Below are 16,201 nucleotides of genomic sequence, written 5' to 3' on the forward strand. Positions count from 1 at the left end.
GACGCAAAATACCACGCAAACAAGGGAGGCGCGGCGAAACTTCGCCGCGCCTCCCTTGGCGTTTGGAATATCCGTGCCGGCCAATAGCTTACATTAGCTTGGTTTCTTCCAGCCGTCGCTCGAAGAATTCGTTCATCCGGATCAAAGGCTTTCGAAGTACCAGGCCGATGGCCAGCGCTACGGGTATATGGGCGAACAGCCCCAGCAAATTGAGCAGATAGTGATTGCCGTACATCCCGGCAATGGTTTCCCGCATGGCGTTAATGCCGGCGGTAAAGGGAAGGAAGGGATTGACGGCCTTGAAAAAGTCCGGTGTGACCTCGATGGGAAAGGTGCCGCCGGCCCCCGCTACCTGGATGACCAAAAGAATGACAGCGATGGCTTTGCCCACGTCTCCGAAGGAAACGGTCAGAGTATAGATAAGCAGAGTGAACACCACGCTGGAGCAGACGCCGGCCAATATAAACAGGCCTGGATTCTGGCATTGGATGTGCAGAAGATACAAGTCGCCCAGGCATACGATAAGGGACTGGAGAATGCCGCAGAGCATGAAAAGCAGGTAGCGGCCGAAGTAAAGCTGGTAGGGCTTAAAGTGAGCGTATTTCTCTTCTTCTTTCACCCGGGCCTTTAGAATTGCTACAAGAACCAGACCTCCTACCCAGATGGCCAGGATGGTGTAGAAGGGCGCCATGGCGGAACCGTAGTTGGCGATAGGGTAGAGGGAGGTGGACTCCACCTCTACTGGCTCGGACAGAAAGCTCGCCATCAGAGAGGGATCGTTTTGCATGAGCGCTTCGAGTTTTTGCATGGCTTCACCCTCAGATACGCCCCGCAGTTCCTCGAGTACCTGGTCGAGCCGTCCTTTGGCACTGTCAATCAAAGACTGCGTGCCGCGCAGCGCGTCCACCCCGTGAGACAGAGCACTTTTGAGGCTGTCCGCCGAACCTGCCAGCAGGGAAGTGGAGCGGCTGGCGGAGGACAAAAGCCCAGAGAAATCGGTGAGCGTATCGAAGACCCCATCCATGGTGGAGGTGAGCTGGGGAGCCAGCTGAGAGTGAAGAAGCGAATCAAAAGCCTGCCAATCCGATGAAAGCGTTGCTGCCAAAGCCTTGAGCTCCTGACGCTTTTGCACGGAAAGTTCGCCGGAGGCGTTTAGGTCGGCGATGGCCGAGGAAAGCCGGTCGCTCAGCTGTTGCTGCTTTTGGATCAGGGCGGCGATCTGGTCACAGGCTTTCGAGAGAAGTTGCAGGTCGGGGAACCGCTCATGCAAAGACTCGAGGGCGGAGGAGAGGGAACGGCATAAGAGCAGTACCCGGTCGCTGGCGGTTTTGGCAGAGGTAAGCGATTCCACTGCACCTTCCCGTCCCGCATCCAAGCGGTCGAGCGCGGCGTCGAGTTCCCGCCCGGACGACTGGACAAGCGTAGAGGCGGAGGAACTCACCGTGTCTAGGGAAGAAGAGAGAAGCCGGGAAAGCTGGCGCGAGGAGGTGATGACCCCTTTTATATCGGTGACGGTCTGCTGTCCGTCGGCCAGGAGAGCGTTTCCTTCAGGAAGAGCCAGGGAAAGCAGGTCGGCAGCATCGGATACCGAGAGAGCTGCACTTTCCAAAGAACCGAGGGTGACGGAAATCTCGTCAAGGTTTCCACTTGCCTGTTCCAGGGAAGAAAGGAGGGCATCCATGGCCGAACGCCCGCCGCTTTGGAGCGTTTCATCGGTCAGGTTGAGGGCTTTGCCGGCCACTTCGGTCACGGTAGCAATAAAGGTCTTGTTGACCTCCTGCTGCACTACGCCCACCCCCTTGTCGGTGATTTTGGGAGCGATGGCGTTTTTCTTTTCATTGACATAGTACTCAATGGTAGGACGACGAATGTCGCTTGTGAGAAAACTGGCGATTTTTTCGCTGAAATCGGCGGGAATGAGGATGGTGGCGTAATACTCCCCGCTTTTCACCCCTTCCATGGCCTCATCGGCGTTGTCCATAATTTCCCAACCGATTTGGCGATTGGTAGCGAGCTTTTCGACAATCATGCGTCCGATGTTCAACTCAGTTCCTTCCAGGGTGGTGCCCTCGTCCTGGCTGGCGACTGCCACCCGGATGCCTTGGGTATTGGAATAGGGGTCCCAGTTGGCAGCAATGTTGAACCAAGCATAGAGGGAGGGAATGACGATGATACCGACGGCCACCACCAATGCAATCCAGTTGGTGGCAAGACGCCTAAGATCGGTGACAAAAATGGAAAGAATGTTTTTCATATGGTTTCACACTTTCACGAATTTTTTCTGAGTTGCAATCGGTAAGAAAAAAGTGGATGGCCTGTGGCTTGCATCCGACTTGTAATACTTGTTTTGTAATTCTTTTTTAACCGGACAAGCTATTGAAAATACGGCGCAGGCATGTTTTAATGAGTGAGTCATGTGTCGTTTTTTTGCTCCAGGCTTCGAGAATCCCCTGTCCGCAAGATTCCTTTATCGAGCTTCAGGTGGAGAGTTGAAACCAGGCGGAAGAACTGGCGGTTTTTTAATCCGGCCGAGAAAACCGCTCGCACAATTGCCGTCTGCGGCAGCGGCAGAATGGATGTTTCTATGGTTTTTTCCAGCCTGATTTTTCTCTACCTGTTTTTGCCTGTTTGCCTGATCTTGTATTTTTTAGCAAGAAAAATGAAGGTCAAAAACATCATCCTCCTGGTCCTTTCCCTGCTTTTTTACGCCTGGGGCGAACCGGTATGGGTAATCCTGCTGATCTTTTCCGGTTTTGTGGATTACTTTAACGGCCGGATCATCGAAGCAAACCGGGGCACCAAGTATGCAAAAATGGCCCTGATCGCCTCTATCGTCATTAATTTGGGGCTTCTGGGCGTGTTCAAATATTCGGCCTTTTTCATCCAGAGCATCAATGGGCTCTTTTCCGCCCATCTGCCCTTTGCCGAGTTCGCGCTGCCCATCGGCATTTCTTTCTACACCTTCCAGACTCTGAGCTACACCATCGACGTCTACCGCGGGAATACCAAAGCACAGATGAAATTTTCCAATTTTCTGCTCTATGTTTCGCTGTTCCCGCAGTTGATCGCGGGCCCAATTGTGCGTTACACCGACGTGGCCGAGCAGATTGATAACCGCACCACCACCCTTTCGGGTTTTAAAAACGGAGCCATCCGCTTTTTGACCGGCCTTGCCAAAAAGGTGCTCATCGCCAACTACGCCGGATCGGTGTGCCAGCAGCTGCTTTCGAGCAATCTTTCCGAGCTGACCACGGCGGGGGCATGGTTCGGCATTTTCCTCTTCGCCGTCCAGATTTACTTTGATTTCTCCGGTTATTCCGACATGGCCATCGGCCTTGGAAAAATTTTCGGCTTTGCCTATCCGGAGAACTTCAATTACCCCTATATCTGCACTTCCATCACCGATTTCTGGAGACGCTGGCACATTTCCCTGAGTTCCTTTTTCCGGGATTACGTGTACATTCCCTTGGGCGGCAACCGCAGGCATCTGGTGCTGAACCTCTTGATCGTTTGGTCGCTGACGGGCCTGTGGCACGGGGCCAGCTGGAACTTTGTCCTTTGGGGGCTTTACTACTTTGTGTTCCTCTTCTTTGAAAAGGTGATCCTCAAGGGAAAGATGGAGCAGATGCCTTGGTATGTCAAGCGGCCTTATTCGCTTTTGGTGGTCCTGATCGGCTGGGCCTTCTTTTATTTCACCGATCTCGGTCAGCTGGGGACCTTCTTCCAAAGTTTCTTCTTTGCAAGCCCCAACGGACTGATCGACACCACCTCTCAGACGATCATTATCAACAATTCCCTGTTTGCAGTCATTGCGGTGATCGCCTGCTTGCCGCTATCCAAGTACGTCAAGAAGCTGGTCAATTATGTGGGACAGCAAAAGGGCAACGCCGGTATGGTGGTGCAGTTTTCGCTGAACTTTGTGTATATGGCGGGCGTGCTCTTCTTCTGCACCGCGTCCCTAGTGGGGCAGAGCTACAACCCGTTTCTCTATTTTCGGTTTTAAGGAGGGAAGGAGCATATGCGTGATTTACAGCTTGAAAAAGAAGCCCGGCGGCAGCGCCGTAACCTATTCACCAGCATTTTGTGCCTGACCTTTGTGGTTCCGCTGATTTTCCTCGGCGCCGTATCTTTGGTGGACGGGAAGGCCGAGGTTTCACAGGATGAGAACCGGGAGCTGGCCCAATGGCCCTCCTTCTCCTTTTCCTCTCTCTTCTCCGGCGAATACTTTCAGAAGCTGGACGCGTATTATACCGACCAGTTTCCTTTCCGCAACATGTTCTTGTCGGTCAATAAGTTTCTCAATAACCTCTATTTCGTACCCACCGGGGACGATATGACCATCATCAAAGGAAACCAGGCCGGCATTGGCGGCGATGAGGAAAGCAAAGCGCCGTCTTCCTCCCAGGTGTCCTCCGGCAGCGACTCGTCCAGTCCATCAGAAGGCTCTTCTTCCGAGCCGAGTTCCTCCGAGCCGGACAACAACACGCCCGTGGATATCGATGGAACCGCGGACGCAGAGGTGAAGGAAAACTACACCATCATCTTAAAGGACCGGATTATGGAGCAGTATACCGTCAGCCCCACCTATTTACCCATCCATGCGCAGCTGGTCAACTCCATCAAAGAACAGCTTCCGGAATGCAGGGTGTTCTCCTTGACTGCGCCTACGTCGGTGGAGTTTTACTCGCCCAATCAATATCACACCGGCAACAAGTCCCAGCTTCGCACGCTGGAAATTCTCAAGGAAAACCTGTCGGACGATGTCATCCAGGTCAACGCCTACGGCAAGCTTCGAAACCATACTGACGAATACATCTATTTCCGCTCCGACCATCACTGGACCCAGCTGGGCGCTTATTATGCCTACACGGCCTTTTGCGAATCAGCCGGGTTTCAGGCCCATGATTTGAGCGAATACCAGACCGGGCGGTATGAAAACTTCCTGGGGACGCTCTACCGGGCGGCGAAGAATTATCCCCAGTCGGACAAGGTACGGGATAACCCGGATTACCTGGATTACTACGTGCCCTTGAGCACCCATAACGGGGAAATCTACGGCGACGCCAATTATACCGTCCAGTATAACATCCAGGCGGTGAAGACCGGGCTTAACAATCCCACCTACGCCTATGACTGCTTCTGCGGGGATGCTGCTCTCATCAAGTTTACCAGCGACTGCGGCACCGGCAAGAAGCTCATCATGACCAAGGATTCCTTCGGCAACGCCTTCATCCCCTTCCTGCTTGACCATTATTCCGAGGTATATGTGGTGGATCCCCGCCATGTGTCCAAGGTGTTCGGTGACAGCTTCGATCTGACCGATTTTGTCCGGGAGCATCAGATCGACGATGTGCTGGTGATGAACTACGCCTTCGCCGCGCAGGAAAAGAGCTATCTTACCAAGCTGGAGTCCATTATTTGACAGAGGGTAAAAATGTGCGCTGCGGGCTTTCTTCTTAAGAAGAAAGCCCGCAGCTTTTTCTTTAGTAGAACTTCAAAGGAACAAGCCGCTACCGCCAAAATGGAAGGATTGCGAAAATGCTTTGTAGCCGGGCCTGGAAATTGGTCGAAAGGGGTGCTTATCCGTGCGGTTTTAGCCGAGTCTTTCGGTTACCGGAACAGATCCCAAAGCCGGTCGAAGAAGTTCTTGTCCTCCACCTCTTCCTGGACCTCCTCTTTGGGAGTTTCCTTGGTCAAAGCAGGCGTCTGGATGACGAACTGCACGGAATTGGGCACGATTTTGTCCGACACAAAGGAAACCGGCGTGCTCCCTTCCTCGCTCTTTTCCAGGAAGTCAAACTGATCCAGATAAGAGGAGGATTCCCCGATCCCCTCATGCAGCAGATGCTGGCCGTCCGCCAACTTCTGCACCTCGGAGGGAATGGCCGCGCTCTGGGAAGAAATCTGATCGAGCCCGCTCGAAAGGGCGGTCAAACCTTCGCGCATCTGAGCAGCGCCCTCTTGGAGCTGGCCGCTGTTGGCCTTGAGCTGGGTGAGACCGTCGTTTAAGGACCGGATGCCTCCCACCAGCTGATGGATACCGTCGGACAGCCCGTTGATCTTTTGATCCACGCTGGCAAGCTGGTCCTCCGCCTTTTGTAGCAGTTCCATGGCCTCTTGCTGGTATTCCTCAGGAACCAAGGTGGCAATGAGCTCTCTCACGTAGGAAAGGGCTTCTTCCACCCGGGCTTTGATCTCCCGATAATAGCTTAGCATCTTTTCTCCCTGCTCGGCAAAGGAATTGACTGCGGCGGTGATGTCGCCGCACCCGTCGGACAGGGCGTTCACCGCGTTTGTGTATTCGTCGATGCCGCCGGTGAGGGCCCCGGCTCCATCCTTTGCCTGGGCAGCGCCGTGCGCCAGCTGATCGAGCCCGCCGGACAGGGCGGTCAGCCCCTTCTTGAGCTGGATGGTACCGTCATAAAGCTGACCGGTGGCGTCGGACATCTGTCCCACCGCGTCCTTGATTTCCTGGGTATCCACATCCATAAAGCTGTTGATGTCGAAGTACGAGCAGGTGATGCTGATGGCGTCCATGGAGAAGTCCTTGGCCTCAAAAGAGAGATGGTATTCGCCTTCCCGCCCGGCCATGGCCATATAGGCGAGGGTGGCGGTGCGTCCTACAATGACGGTGGTGGCGCCCGGGGCACTGATCTTCGAACACACGTCCAGGTTTAAGGGCAGCTGGATCTGAGACAGATAGTTCTCTGCAAAATAGGGCTTTGCGTCCGGATTTGGGTGCACCTTAATGGTGATTTCCACCTTGCCGGACTTGCCGATCAGTTCCTGCGGGTCCATGGCTTTGCCGTCCAGCGCGTATTTGAACTCGTAAGTGAAGGGAAGCGCGCCGCTGACCGGGGTGCCCTGATAGTAAAGTCCCTTTTCGCTTTTGGACCGGGTGAAGGAAATTTCGTCCCCCTTTACCGTCGGCTCCTGAGAATCGGTCAGATTCTGGATATCGGTATAATTGCCGTAATCGGTGTATACCCCGTCGGCCGGAGTTTCCAGATGGTTGACCACATACATGGAAGCCATGCTTCCGTCGGCATTGAGGGTGACGTATACGGTTTCGTCCTTTGCCAGAGCCTGGGCCTTGCTGTCGGTAGCCGGCTCCCCGCCGGCGGTCTGGGTTTCTGCCGCGGGCATTACGGCGGGAGTGGAAGCCGAGGCAAAGGTAGCGGTGGTAATCAGCAGCACCGCGGTGAGCAAGATGGAAAGAACCCGTTTCATCGCAATCGCTCCTTTCGCGTGGGTAGCTTTGCCGGATGTTTCGCTTCATGGGGTTTTCTTATGGGCTTTTTATTTGCTTTTGGGACGGGGAGCTTTATAAAAGTGCTTCGTTCCAAGAGAGGTAACCCGGATGACCGGGTCTAGGAGAGTCAATAGGATGGGAAGCAGGGTAAGGACCAGCACGCCGGAGAGGGCCGCGCCGCGCCCGAGCAGCGTGCCGATTTCGCTGATGGACCCAATTTGGGACACAAGCCCGTAGGAGAAGCCGGCCGTTGCTAGAATGAGGGCGGAAATGACCACCGAGGGCCCGGCTGTCTGAATGGCGGACACGGCGGCTTCCCGGGGCGGCTGGATGCGCCGGAATTCCGTATAGCGGGTGGTGAGCAAAATCGCGTAGTCGATGGTGGCGCCCAGCTGCAGGGAGCTTACCACCAGATACCCGATGAACAACAGCTTCGACCCGGAGAAATAGGGCACGCTCATGTTGATCCAGATGGACGCCTCGATGGCGAAAATCAGGATTACCGGGATGGACAAAGACCGCTGGATCAGCAGGATGATAATTCCCACCGCCAGAATGGAAAAGAGATTAACCACCATAATGTCCTGCGATACCGTGTCCTTGATGTCCAGGACGCTGGTGGGGGTTCCCGCGGCCAGCCACTGGTCGGGATAGTACCGCTGGGCGGCGGCCTTAATGTCCTCCACGGCGGCAAAGACCGCGTCCGATTCCCCTTCTATGTTCAGCGATACGATCATGCGGCTGTAATCCTCGGAGATGAACATATCCCGGACCGCCTGGGGCATCATGTCCCTTGGAATGGCCGGATCCGCCATGGTGGCCAAAGCCTGCACGCTTCCCACTGCGTTCATGTCGGAAAGTTCGTTTGCCAGCTGGGCCTCCTTGGCCACGCTGTCGTTGGGAACCAGCAGGATGACGGGATTGCTGACGCCGAACCGGTCCTCCACCTTTTGTTTGGCCACGGCTACTTCGCCCTGGGCCGAGCTGCCCGACGAATCGCCGTAGAGGAAGGAATTGTGGTTCTGCGCCAGGAAGCAGGGAATCAGCAGCACCAGCACCACCCCTATAATCACCCACCGGGATTTGAGAACCCCTCGCCCCAGCTTGCCGAATTGAGGCATCAGCTGGCGGTGGGCGCTTTTCTCAATGACCTTGTGCATGGTCAAGATGATGATGGGGGTCAGGATGATGACGCTCAAAAAGCTGATGACGATGCCCTTGGCAAGGACCAATCCTAAGTCCGTCCCGATGGAATACTGCATGAACACCAGCGCCAAAAAGCCCGCCACCGTGGTCAGGCTGGAGGCGGCGATGGAGGAGATGGATGCTTTGGTAGCGGTCACTACCGCGTCGTAAACGCTGTCGGTTTTCTTTCGTTCCTCCAGGTACCGGTGCATCAGGAACAGAGAATAGTCCATGGACATGGCCAGCTGCAAAATGGATGCCATGCCGTGGGTGATGAAAGAGACTTCGCCGAAGAACAGGTTGGTGCCCATGTTGATGACGATGGACACGCCGATGACAAACAAAAGAATGAACGGCTCAATCCACGTGGAGGAAGCCAGCATCAGGATAAGGATGCACAGCGGGATGACCACCAGCACGATGGTGGTGATTTCCCCGTTCATCACGCTGTTCATATTGCGGTTTTCCTCCGCGGCGCCAGTAATGTAGAGCGGCTTGTCGGTCAGGGTACGGATTTCCTCCAGAGCGGCCCCCGACTTGGGCGAATAGCTCCCTTCAGTGAACTGGACGGTATAGAGGGCCGCCCCGTCCTTATAATAACTGTCGAGATAGCTTTGGTCGATAAATTCCAAGGGCGTGTTGATATCGGCCACCGAGTCGAGCCAAAGCACGGCCGATACGTTTTCCACCCCTTCTATTTTCGTTTTTAGGTCCGCCGCTTCCCGCAGGGATACGTCTTCCACCATCACCGAGGCAGTGCCGGGATAGCTGAATTCCTCTTCCAGCACGGTAATGGCTTGTTTGGTGGTGGATTCTTCCGGTAGATATTCCGCCAAATCGTAATTGACCTGTACCAGAGGAATCATCACGAGACTTGCCACCACCAGCACCAGAAAGATGGAGCAGACGAGAATGCGGTGGTGGAGAATGAAATGTAGGACCCGGTCCAATCAGACCACCTCCTATTCGTGTTTGGGCGGGTACTTGCAGGGAATGCTTCCGAGCAAAAGGCCCAGAAGCTCACTGATCAACGTACGAAGGCGGCTTCCATCTCCGCCGTAGTGGTTGAACACTGTGAAAATCCCTTCCAGAATCGCGCCTGCCATGGCGTCGGCCAAAAGTGGGTCACACTGGGGAAGAATATCCCGGGAAAGCCGCCCGCTGATCATGGCGGAAAGCTCCGCCCGAGCGTTCTTATAGGGGCTGCCTGCGCTTTTGTTCATTAAAATCAAAAACTGGGGCCGGTTTTCCAGGAAGGTTTCAGTAATCAGGTCGGTGATCTGGTTAAGGGTGGGGAGAGTCATCAGGTCCTGGGTGTCCACCGGGATGGAAATCAGCCGGTTGAGAGACTGCCACACCGGAGAAATGATGCTCTCAAAGAGCGCGTCCTTTCCGCCGAAATAAGCGTAGACGTTGCCCACCGTAATGCCGGCCTGGGCGGCGATGTTTCGCATGGACGACTGCTGGTAGCCGGCGTTTAGGAATTCCTCCGTGGCGGCGGCGATGATTTTGTTGCGCACATCGTCCTTTTGCACCTGCATAGAGTTCACCTCCGAAAAAGCAGATTTGAAAGTTAAACGAGTGTTCATTTTTCCGCTTTTATGATACCACTGGAAAAGGATGATGTCAATATTGAATGGTTGTTTAATATTGTCCATCTGTGAAAAAAGTGTGAATTTTTCAAGAAGGAGCAGACTGGAAAAACTGGGCCTTCCCGAAGCGCAGACGGAAAAGGATTGCCTTGGGGCCGCCGAGGTGATAAAATAAGACCAATTGAGGGAAAAGGAAGGGTTTTGATGCGCATCCTTGTGCTTTGCGACGATACCTATCATGCGGGAGAAACCGTCCGCGAGGGGCTGCTGCCCCTGGAAAGGGACGGGGTTTCCTTTGTGTTTTGTGAAGATGGACAAGGGCTCACCAACCAGGGGCTTGCGTCCTATGAGCTGGTGCTGCTCTCCAAGTCGGACCAGCGGTCTATGGAAGATGAACGGCCTTGGCTGACCGAAGAGAGCCTGGACGCGCTGGAAACCTATGTAGGGGAAGGCGGCGGGCTGCTGGCGGTCCATTCGGGGACCTGCTATGACGGAAATGAGCGCATGGAACGGCTGCTGGGCGGCGTGTTTTTGACCCATCCGAAGCAGTGCCCGGTGACGCTGACCCCCTGTGGGGAGGACGAGCTGACCGCCGGCGTTTCCCCGTTTACCGTCACCGACGAGTTTTACACCATGCGCCTTTCGGACCCACAGGTGAAGATTCACGCCACTCTCGAAAGCGAGCACGGCAGCCAGCCTGCGGTGTGGACCAAACGGGTGGGGTTTGGACGGGTGTGCTGTATTACCCCGGCCCACAACCCGAAGTCCTGGAACATTTCCGCCTTTGCAAGGCTGCTTGAAAACGCCGTCCGGTTTTGCACAAAGCCGGTGGGCACGGTGCTGGTAACCGGTGCCGGAAGGGGGCTGGGCTTTAGCCTGACCGAAGCGCTTTTGCGGCATAACTGGCAGGTGGTCGCCGGGGAATACGATCCTAAGGTTTCGTTTTTGCCAAAGCTTTCGGAAGAATTTAAGGGTCGCCTCTGGGTGACGCCTTTAGACGTGACCAGCCCGCAAAGCCTGCAAGCGGCCAAGGCGTTCACCGCCCGCACCGCAGGGACGCTGGACCTGCTCATCAGCAACGCCGGCGTATACGGCCGCCACGAGGACGATTCTTATGAAGAGGGCCTTTATCCCGACGAGATGCTGCGCGACTATCAGGTTAACGCCATAGGGCCGGTCCTGCTCATGGAAGCGTTTGCCCCGCTGATGGAGAAAAGCGGGTGCCGGCGGATTTGTGTGGTGTCCTCCGAAGCGGGGAGCATCGGGGCCTGCTGGCGGCAGAACGCTTTCGGCTACAGCATGTCCAAGGCGGCGGTGAACATGGGCGTGCAGATTTGGTTTCACTGCCTGCGCCCCAAGGGATACACCTTCCGCCTTTATCATCCGGGGTATCTGCGCACCTATATGCTGGGGGAAAAGAACCTTAAGGCGGATTTAGAGCCGGAGGAAGGGGCAAGGCTGGCCCTCGGCTATTTCCTCTTTGACCTTCCCGACGAGGATACCCTGACTTTACACAGTTTCGACGGAAGGGAATACCCCTGGTAAACGCCGTTGCCGCGGATGTCCGCGGAGTTTGGAGACAGATAGATGGAATATATTATTCTGGATTTGGAGTGGAACGGGGCGTGGTCCAAGCGCACGGGAAAATACTTCAATGAAATCATTGAGATCGGCGCGGTGCGCCTGCATGAAAACCGCGTTGTTGCCGACGAGTTCAAAGCCCTGATCCGCCCCCGGGTCAGCGGAAAGCTTACGAGCTTGGTCAGCGACCTGACCAGCATCACCGATCAGGAGCTGCAAAACGGCACTACCTTCTGCCGGGCCATGGAACGGTTCGGCCGGTGGGTGGGGAACCGGGAAAACGTGGTGATGACCTGGGGGAACACCGATCTGCTGGTGCTTATCGAGAATTTTCGCTTTTATTACGGGACCGGCCGGATCCGGTTTTTAAGCCAGTACGCCGACCTGCAAAAGTATTGCCAGAGCGAGATGAAGATGGGCGGCGGCAACCATCTGGGACTCTTAAAGGCAGCCCAGATGCTGGAAATCCCGGTGGATGAAAACAGCCTTCACCGGGCGCTGGACGACAGCCGCCTGTCTGCGAAGGTGTTTGACCGGCTCTATGACGAAAAACGGCTTGCAGCCTTTATCCGAAGCGCTCTGACCGAAGATTTTTACCGGCGGCTGACCTTTAAAAACAAGGTCATCAGCGACATCCAGTCCCCCCTCATCGAGCGCCAGGAGCTGGTGGTGCGCTGCCCCGCCTGTCAAAAGCGCATGCGCCGCAAGGGAAAATGGACCTTCCGGGGCCGATTTTTCAAGGCATCCTTTGTCTGCCGCAGCTGCCAGAAGGAATATACCGCCCGGCTGCAGTTCAAGCAGGAGTTTGACGGGGTGGTGACCAAGCGGATTGTGGAGGAAAAGCTGCCCCCGGCGCAGGAGCCGGAGAAAGTCGCGGCAAAGGAATAAGCGGAATGAAGGAGGGCGCGTCCCTTAAATTCCCGGGGTTGACCGCGCGGCAGGCGGCGTATGACGGTCCGCCGCGCGGCCTTTTGTCTCTCCTTCGGACAAAATCATGGCGAATGTCCGGTTTTCCCGGATATTCGCCGCCCAAGACGGCATATAGATTGGATAAGAATCCAGTGCGGAGGTGTCGCCATTGGACGGGTTGGAACAATGGATCGAACAAGTCAACAGCGCGGTCCACTCCTTTGTGTGGGGACCGGTGATGATCTGCATCCTGGTGGGAGCCGGCATCTGGTTTACCATCGGGACGCGTTTTTTTCAGGTGCGCAAAATCGGCGCCATCTGCGGCACCTTAGGCAGCGTCTTCAAACGGAAGAAGGACCGGGACGCGGGGGCCATTTCGCCCTTTCAGGCGGTATCGGCGGCGCTGGCGGGAACGCTCGGCGTGGGCAACATCGTGGGGGTGGCCACCGCCATCACCATCGGCGGCCCGGGCGCGGTCTTCTGGATGTGGGTGTCCGCCTTTTTCGGGATGATGACCAAGTACGCGGAAGTGGTGCTGGCGGTCCATTACCGGGAACGAAACGGCCGAGGCGAATGGGTGGGCGGCCCCATGTACTATCTCAAAAATGGCCTGCATTCCAAGTTCCTGGCCGGAGCTTTCGCGGTCTTCGGGGTCTGCGCCTCCTTCGGCATCGGCAACATGACCCAGGCAAACGCCATTTCCTCCTATTCGCAAAACGTCTTCGGCGTCCCCACCGCCGTGACCGGTGTGATAATCGCCATCATCACCGGCCTTGTCATCATCGGCGGCATCAAGCGCATCGCCGGAGTGACTGAAAAAATTGTCCCTTTTATGGCGATTCTCTATATTGTGGGCGCGGGCGCGGTGATCGTGGTGCATTATAAAGCCGTGCCGGACGCGTTGAGCGCGATTTTTTCCGGTGCCTTCGCCTTCGAGCCGCTGGCCGGGGGAATTGCGGGCAGCGCCATGGCCCGGGCCATCCAGGTGGGCATCTCCAAGGGCGTCTTTTCCAACGAAGCGGGCCTTGGCAGCGCGTCCATCGTCCACGCGGCGGCGGATACTCCTCATCCGGCCCGGCAGGGGCTTTGGGGGGCTTTCGAGGTGTTTGCCGACACGCTGGTGGTCTGCACCATCACGGCGCTGGCGGTGCTGTCCTGCGGGCTGTGGGAAAACCCGGAGATCACCGGCGTGACCCTGACCCAGAAAACCTTTGAGAGCGTGTTCGGCCCCTTCGGCGGGGCGTTTCTCGCCGTATCCATCATCTTTTTTGCTTTCGCCACCATCATCGGCTGGTCCTATTACGGGGAACGGTGCGGCGAGTACCTGTTCGGCGCAAAGTTTTTAATGCCCTATAAAGTGGTGTACGTGCTGATGACAGCGGTGGGCGCCGTGCTGGAGCTGACGCTGGTGTGGGATTTGTCGGATACGTTAAACGGCCTGATGGCCATTCCAAACCTCATCGGCCTGTTTGCGTTAAGCGGGATGGTGTTTAAGCTGACAAAGGAAGAGTTCCCCGGGCGGCGGGCTTTGGCAGCTCAGAAACGGGGACGAAAGAAGCAAAGGATGCGAAGATAAATGGAAGCGTTTTTCTGTGAGCAGTGCCCGAGAAAGTGTCGGGCTGTGCGCACTGCCACGGCCGGCGAGGGCTTTTGCAGCATGCCCGCCGGGCCGGTGGTGGCCCGGGCGGCCCCTCATTTCTGGGAGGAACCGGTTTTAAGCGGGACAAAAGGATCGGGCGCGGTCTTTTTCTCCGGCTGCGTGCTCCAGTGCTGCTTTTGCCAGAACACGGAGATTTCCGCAGGCGGCTTTGGCAAGACGCTCACCCTAGAGGAGTTTGCCGCCTGTTTAGAAGGCTTGGTCAGGCAAGGGGTTCATAATCTCAACCTGGTCACTCCCACTCATTTTACCCATGTGATTCGCGAGGTTCTCGCCCGGTACAAGCCGGCCGTGCCGGTGGTCTATAACTGCGGCGGGTATGAGCTGCCAGAGACCCTGCGCACGTTGGAGGGCATGGTGGACATCTACCTGCCCGATCTCAAATACGTGGACCAGGATGCGTCCGCCCGGTATTCCGCCGCACCCGACTATTTTGCAGTTGCCTCTAAGGCTATTTTGGAGATGGCGAAACAGGTGGGTTCTGTGCAGCTCGGAAAGGACGGGCTGATGAAAAAGGGCCTGATCGTGCGCCACCTTATGCTGCCGGGGCACACCAGGGATTCCATCCGGGTGCTCGAATGGATCAAGGCCGAGCTGCCCAAGGGAACCTACGTGAGCCTTATGTGCCAGTATACCCCCTGCGGACGGGCGGACCGGTACCCGGAGCTTTCCCGCAAGGTGACGAAGCGGGAGTACGACAAGGTGCTCGACCGGCTGTTCGCCCTGGGGCTGGAACACGGCTTCGTACAGGAGCGGGCATCCGCCGCCGCCAAGTTCATCCCCGCCTTTGACCTGACCGGCGTGCCGGGAGAGGATCGGGAACGAAAATAAACCGAAAGAAGGGACAAGCCATGCCTCGGATTGTCAAGCCTCTTCCTACCTATACCAAAGGGGAAGAGCTCTTTAACGCCATCTCCCATGGAGTCGGCGCGCTTTTGGCGCTGGCAGCCCTGCCCATCCTGATCGTGTGGGCCGCCTTTTATGGGGACGTGTGGAGCGTGGTCAGCTGCAGCGTCTATGGAGCCACACTTCTTTTGCTTTACGTGATGTCCACCATCTACCATGCCCTTCGTATCGAAAAGGCCAAGCGCATCTTTCAGATCATCGACCATTGCTCCATCTTCCTGCTCATCGCCGGGACCTATACACCCTATACGCTGGTGACGCTGCGGCGGGAGGGAGCGTGGGGCTGGGTGCTCTTCGGCGTGGTGTGGGCGGCGGCCATCGGCGGCATCGTCTTAAACGCGGTGGATATGCACCGGTTTAAGGTAATTTCCATGATCTTTTATTTGTGCATGGGCTGGTCGGTGATGGTGGCGTTCGTGCCGCTCATCGAGGTGTTTTCCGGTCCGGGGCTTATGCTGATGATCGTAGGCGGCGTGTGCTACACGGTAGGAGCGGTGCTCTACGGACTGGGGAAAAAGATCAGGTACATGCATGCGGTGTGGCACCTGTTCGTGCTGGCGGGAAGTATTCTGCATTTCTTTTCCATCCTGTTCTACGTCCTGCCCAACCGGTGACCGGCAGTGTAGAGACGGAATAAAATACGCTTTTTTAGAAAAACAGAAAGGAGACCGTTATGATTCGTTTTGACCATATGAATTTCAATGTGCTAGACCTGGACAAATCCCTGCAGTTTTATGCGGACGCGTTGGATCTGCATCCAGTGCGCGAGCATGTGGAAGAGGACTTTCGCATCGTGTTCCTAGGTGACGGGAAAAGCCCCTTTTCTCTGGAGCTTACCTGGCTTAAGGACCGGGAGAAGCCCTACGACCTGGGCGAAAAGGAATACCACCTGGCCTTTACCACCGACCGGTACGACGAGCTGCACAGCCGCCACGAGCAAATGGGCGTGATCTGCTACGAAAACCCTTCTATGGGGATCTATTTCATTGCCGACCCGGACGGCTACTGGATTGAAATCGTACCGGAAAAAGCGTAAGGAACGGCACCTTTTCGAATGCGAGAGAAGGAGGTATCGCTCCTTATTACGCTGGAGAAAAAAGCATTTGTACATGTGTAGTT

12 protein-coding genes are annotated in these 16,201 nt (G+C 55.9%); 8 read left to right on the forward strand and 4 right to left on the reverse strand.

Annotated elements, in window-relative coordinates:
* Positions 1–88 precede the first annotated feature (88 nt).
* A complete protein-coding gene (locus WMO26_RS02770) occupies positions 89–2,254 on the reverse strand; it encodes a YhgE/Pip domain-containing protein (protein ID WP_349218007.1) in 2,166 nt (721 codons plus the stop codon).
* A gap of 330 nt (positions 2,255–2,584) precedes the next feature.
* Between WMO26_RS02770 and WMO26_RS02775 the strand changes: the two genes are divergently transcribed.
* Together WMO26_RS02775 and WMO26_RS02780 are read left to right on the forward strand one after the other, a co-directional pair.
* Positions 2,585–4,003, forward strand: coding sequence for an MBOAT family O-acyltransferase (locus tag WMO26_RS02775; protein WP_349218008.1), 1,419 nt, complete (start codon positions 2,585–2,587; stop codon positions 4,001–4,003).
* Positions 4,004–4,018: 15 nt separating this feature from the next.
* Complete coding sequence (locus WMO26_RS02780; RefSeq protein WP_349218009.1) at positions 4,019–5,422, forward strand: DHHW family protein; 1,404 nt, start codon at positions 4,019–4,021, stop codon at positions 5,420–5,422.
* 188 nt (positions 5,423–5,610) lie between these two features.
* Here the strand turns inward: WMO26_RS02780 and WMO26_RS02785 are convergent, their stop codons facing one another.
* The 3 genes from WMO26_RS02785 to WMO26_RS02795 form a co-directional block, all read right to left on the reverse strand.
* Complete coding sequence (locus WMO26_RS02785) at positions 5,611–7,230, reverse strand: hypothetical protein (protein ID WP_349218010.1); 1,620 nt, start codon at positions 7,228–7,230, stop codon at positions 5,611–5,613.
* 69 nt (positions 7,231–7,299) lie between these two features.
* Complete coding sequence (locus WMO26_RS02790; RefSeq protein ID WP_349218011.1) at positions 7,300–9,387, reverse strand: efflux RND transporter permease subunit; 2,088 nt, start codon at positions 9,385–9,387, stop codon at positions 7,300–7,302.
* A 12-nt stretch (positions 9,388–9,399) separates the two neighbouring features.
* Positions 9,400–9,978 (reverse strand): TetR/AcrR family transcriptional regulator, encoded by a 579-nt coding sequence (locus tag WMO26_RS02795; RefSeq protein WP_349218012.1) that lies wholly within the window; start codon positions 9,976–9,978, stop codon positions 9,400–9,402.
* A gap of 255 nt (positions 9,979–10,233) precedes the next feature.
* Between WMO26_RS02795 and WMO26_RS02800 the strand changes: the two genes are divergently transcribed.
* The 6 genes from WMO26_RS02800 (at position 10,234) to WMO26_RS02825 (ending at position 16,118) form a co-directional block, all read left to right on the forward strand.
* Positions 10,234–11,574 (forward strand): SDR family NAD(P)-dependent oxidoreductase, encoded by a 1,341-nt coding sequence (locus WMO26_RS02800; RefSeq protein WP_349218013.1) that lies wholly within the window; start codon positions 10,234–10,236, stop codon positions 11,572–11,574.
* A gap of 42 nt (positions 11,575–11,616) precedes the next feature.
* Positions 11,617–12,498: a 3'-5' exonuclease gene (locus WMO26_RS02805; protein ID WP_349218014.1), complete on the forward strand. Its 882-nt coding sequence runs from the start codon at positions 11,617–11,619 to the stop codon at positions 12,496–12,498.
* Between the two features lie 199 nt (positions 12,499–12,697).
* A complete protein-coding gene (locus WMO26_RS02810; RefSeq protein WP_435431543.1) occupies positions 12,698–14,095 on the forward strand; it encodes an alanine/glycine:cation symporter family protein in 1,398 nt (465 codons plus the stop codon).
* Positions 14,096–15,007: a radical SAM protein gene (locus WMO26_RS02815; RefSeq protein WP_349218016.1), complete on the forward strand. Its 912-nt coding sequence runs from the start codon at positions 14,096–14,098 to the stop codon at positions 15,005–15,007.
* A gap of 20 nt (positions 15,008–15,027) precedes the next feature.
* A complete protein-coding gene (gene trhA / locus WMO26_RS02820; protein ID WP_349218017.1) occupies positions 15,028–15,696 on the forward strand; it encodes a PAQR family membrane homeostasis protein TrhA in 669 nt (222 codons plus the stop codon).
* Positions 15,697–15,755: 59 nt separating this feature from the next.
* Positions 15,756–16,118 carry a VOC family protein gene (locus WMO26_RS02825; protein ID WP_349218018.1) on the forward strand — a complete coding sequence of 121 codons (363 nt, stop codon included), beginning with the start codon at positions 15,756–15,758 and terminating at the stop codon, positions 16,116–16,118.
* Positions 16,119–16,201 lie beyond the last annotated feature (83 nt).

The sequence above is a fragment of the Solibaculum intestinale genome (assembly GCF_040096205.1).
Lineage (GTDB): Bacteria > Bacillota > Clostridia > Oscillospirales > Acutalibacteraceae > Solibaculum_A > Solibaculum_A intestinale.

Bases quoted from the DNA above. Each gene is read 5' to 3' on its own strand.
- WMO26_RS02775 (WP_349218008.1), top strand. From the start codon at position 2,585: ATGGTTTTTTCCAGCCTGATTTTTCTCTACCTGTTTTTGCCTGTTTGC.
- WMO26_RS02825 (WP_349218018.1), top strand. From the start codon at position 15,756: ATGATTCGTTTTGACCATATGAATTTCAATGTGCTAGACCTGGACAAA.
- WMO26_RS02770 (WP_349218007.1), bottom strand. From the start codon at position 2,254: ATGAAAAACATTCTTTCCATTTTTGTCACCGATCTTAGGCGTCTTGCC.
- trhA (WP_349218017.1), top strand. From the start codon at position 15,028: ATGCCTCGGATTGTCAAGCCTCTTCCTACCTATACCAAAGGGGAAGAG.
- WMO26_RS02800 (WP_349218013.1), top strand. From the start codon at position 10,234: ATGCGCATCCTTGTGCTTTGCGACGATACCTATCATGCGGGAGAAACC.
- WMO26_RS02805 (WP_349218014.1), top strand. From the start codon at position 11,617: ATGGAATATATTATTCTGGATTTGGAGTGGAACGGGGCGTGGTCCAAG.
- WMO26_RS02795 (WP_349218012.1), bottom strand. From the start codon at position 9,978: ATGCAGGTGCAAAAGGACGATGTGCGCAACAAAATCATCGCCGCCGCC.
- WMO26_RS02780 (WP_349218009.1), top strand. From the start codon at position 4,019: ATGCGTGATTTACAGCTTGAAAAAGAAGCCCGGCGGCAGCGCCGTAAC.
- WMO26_RS02815 (WP_349218016.1), top strand. From the start codon at position 14,096: ATGGAAGCGTTTTTCTGTGAGCAGTGCCCGAGAAAGTGTCGGGCTGTG.
- WMO26_RS02785 (WP_349218010.1), bottom strand. From the start codon at position 7,230: ATGAAACGGGTTCTTTCCATCTTGCTCACCGCGGTGCTGCTGATTACC.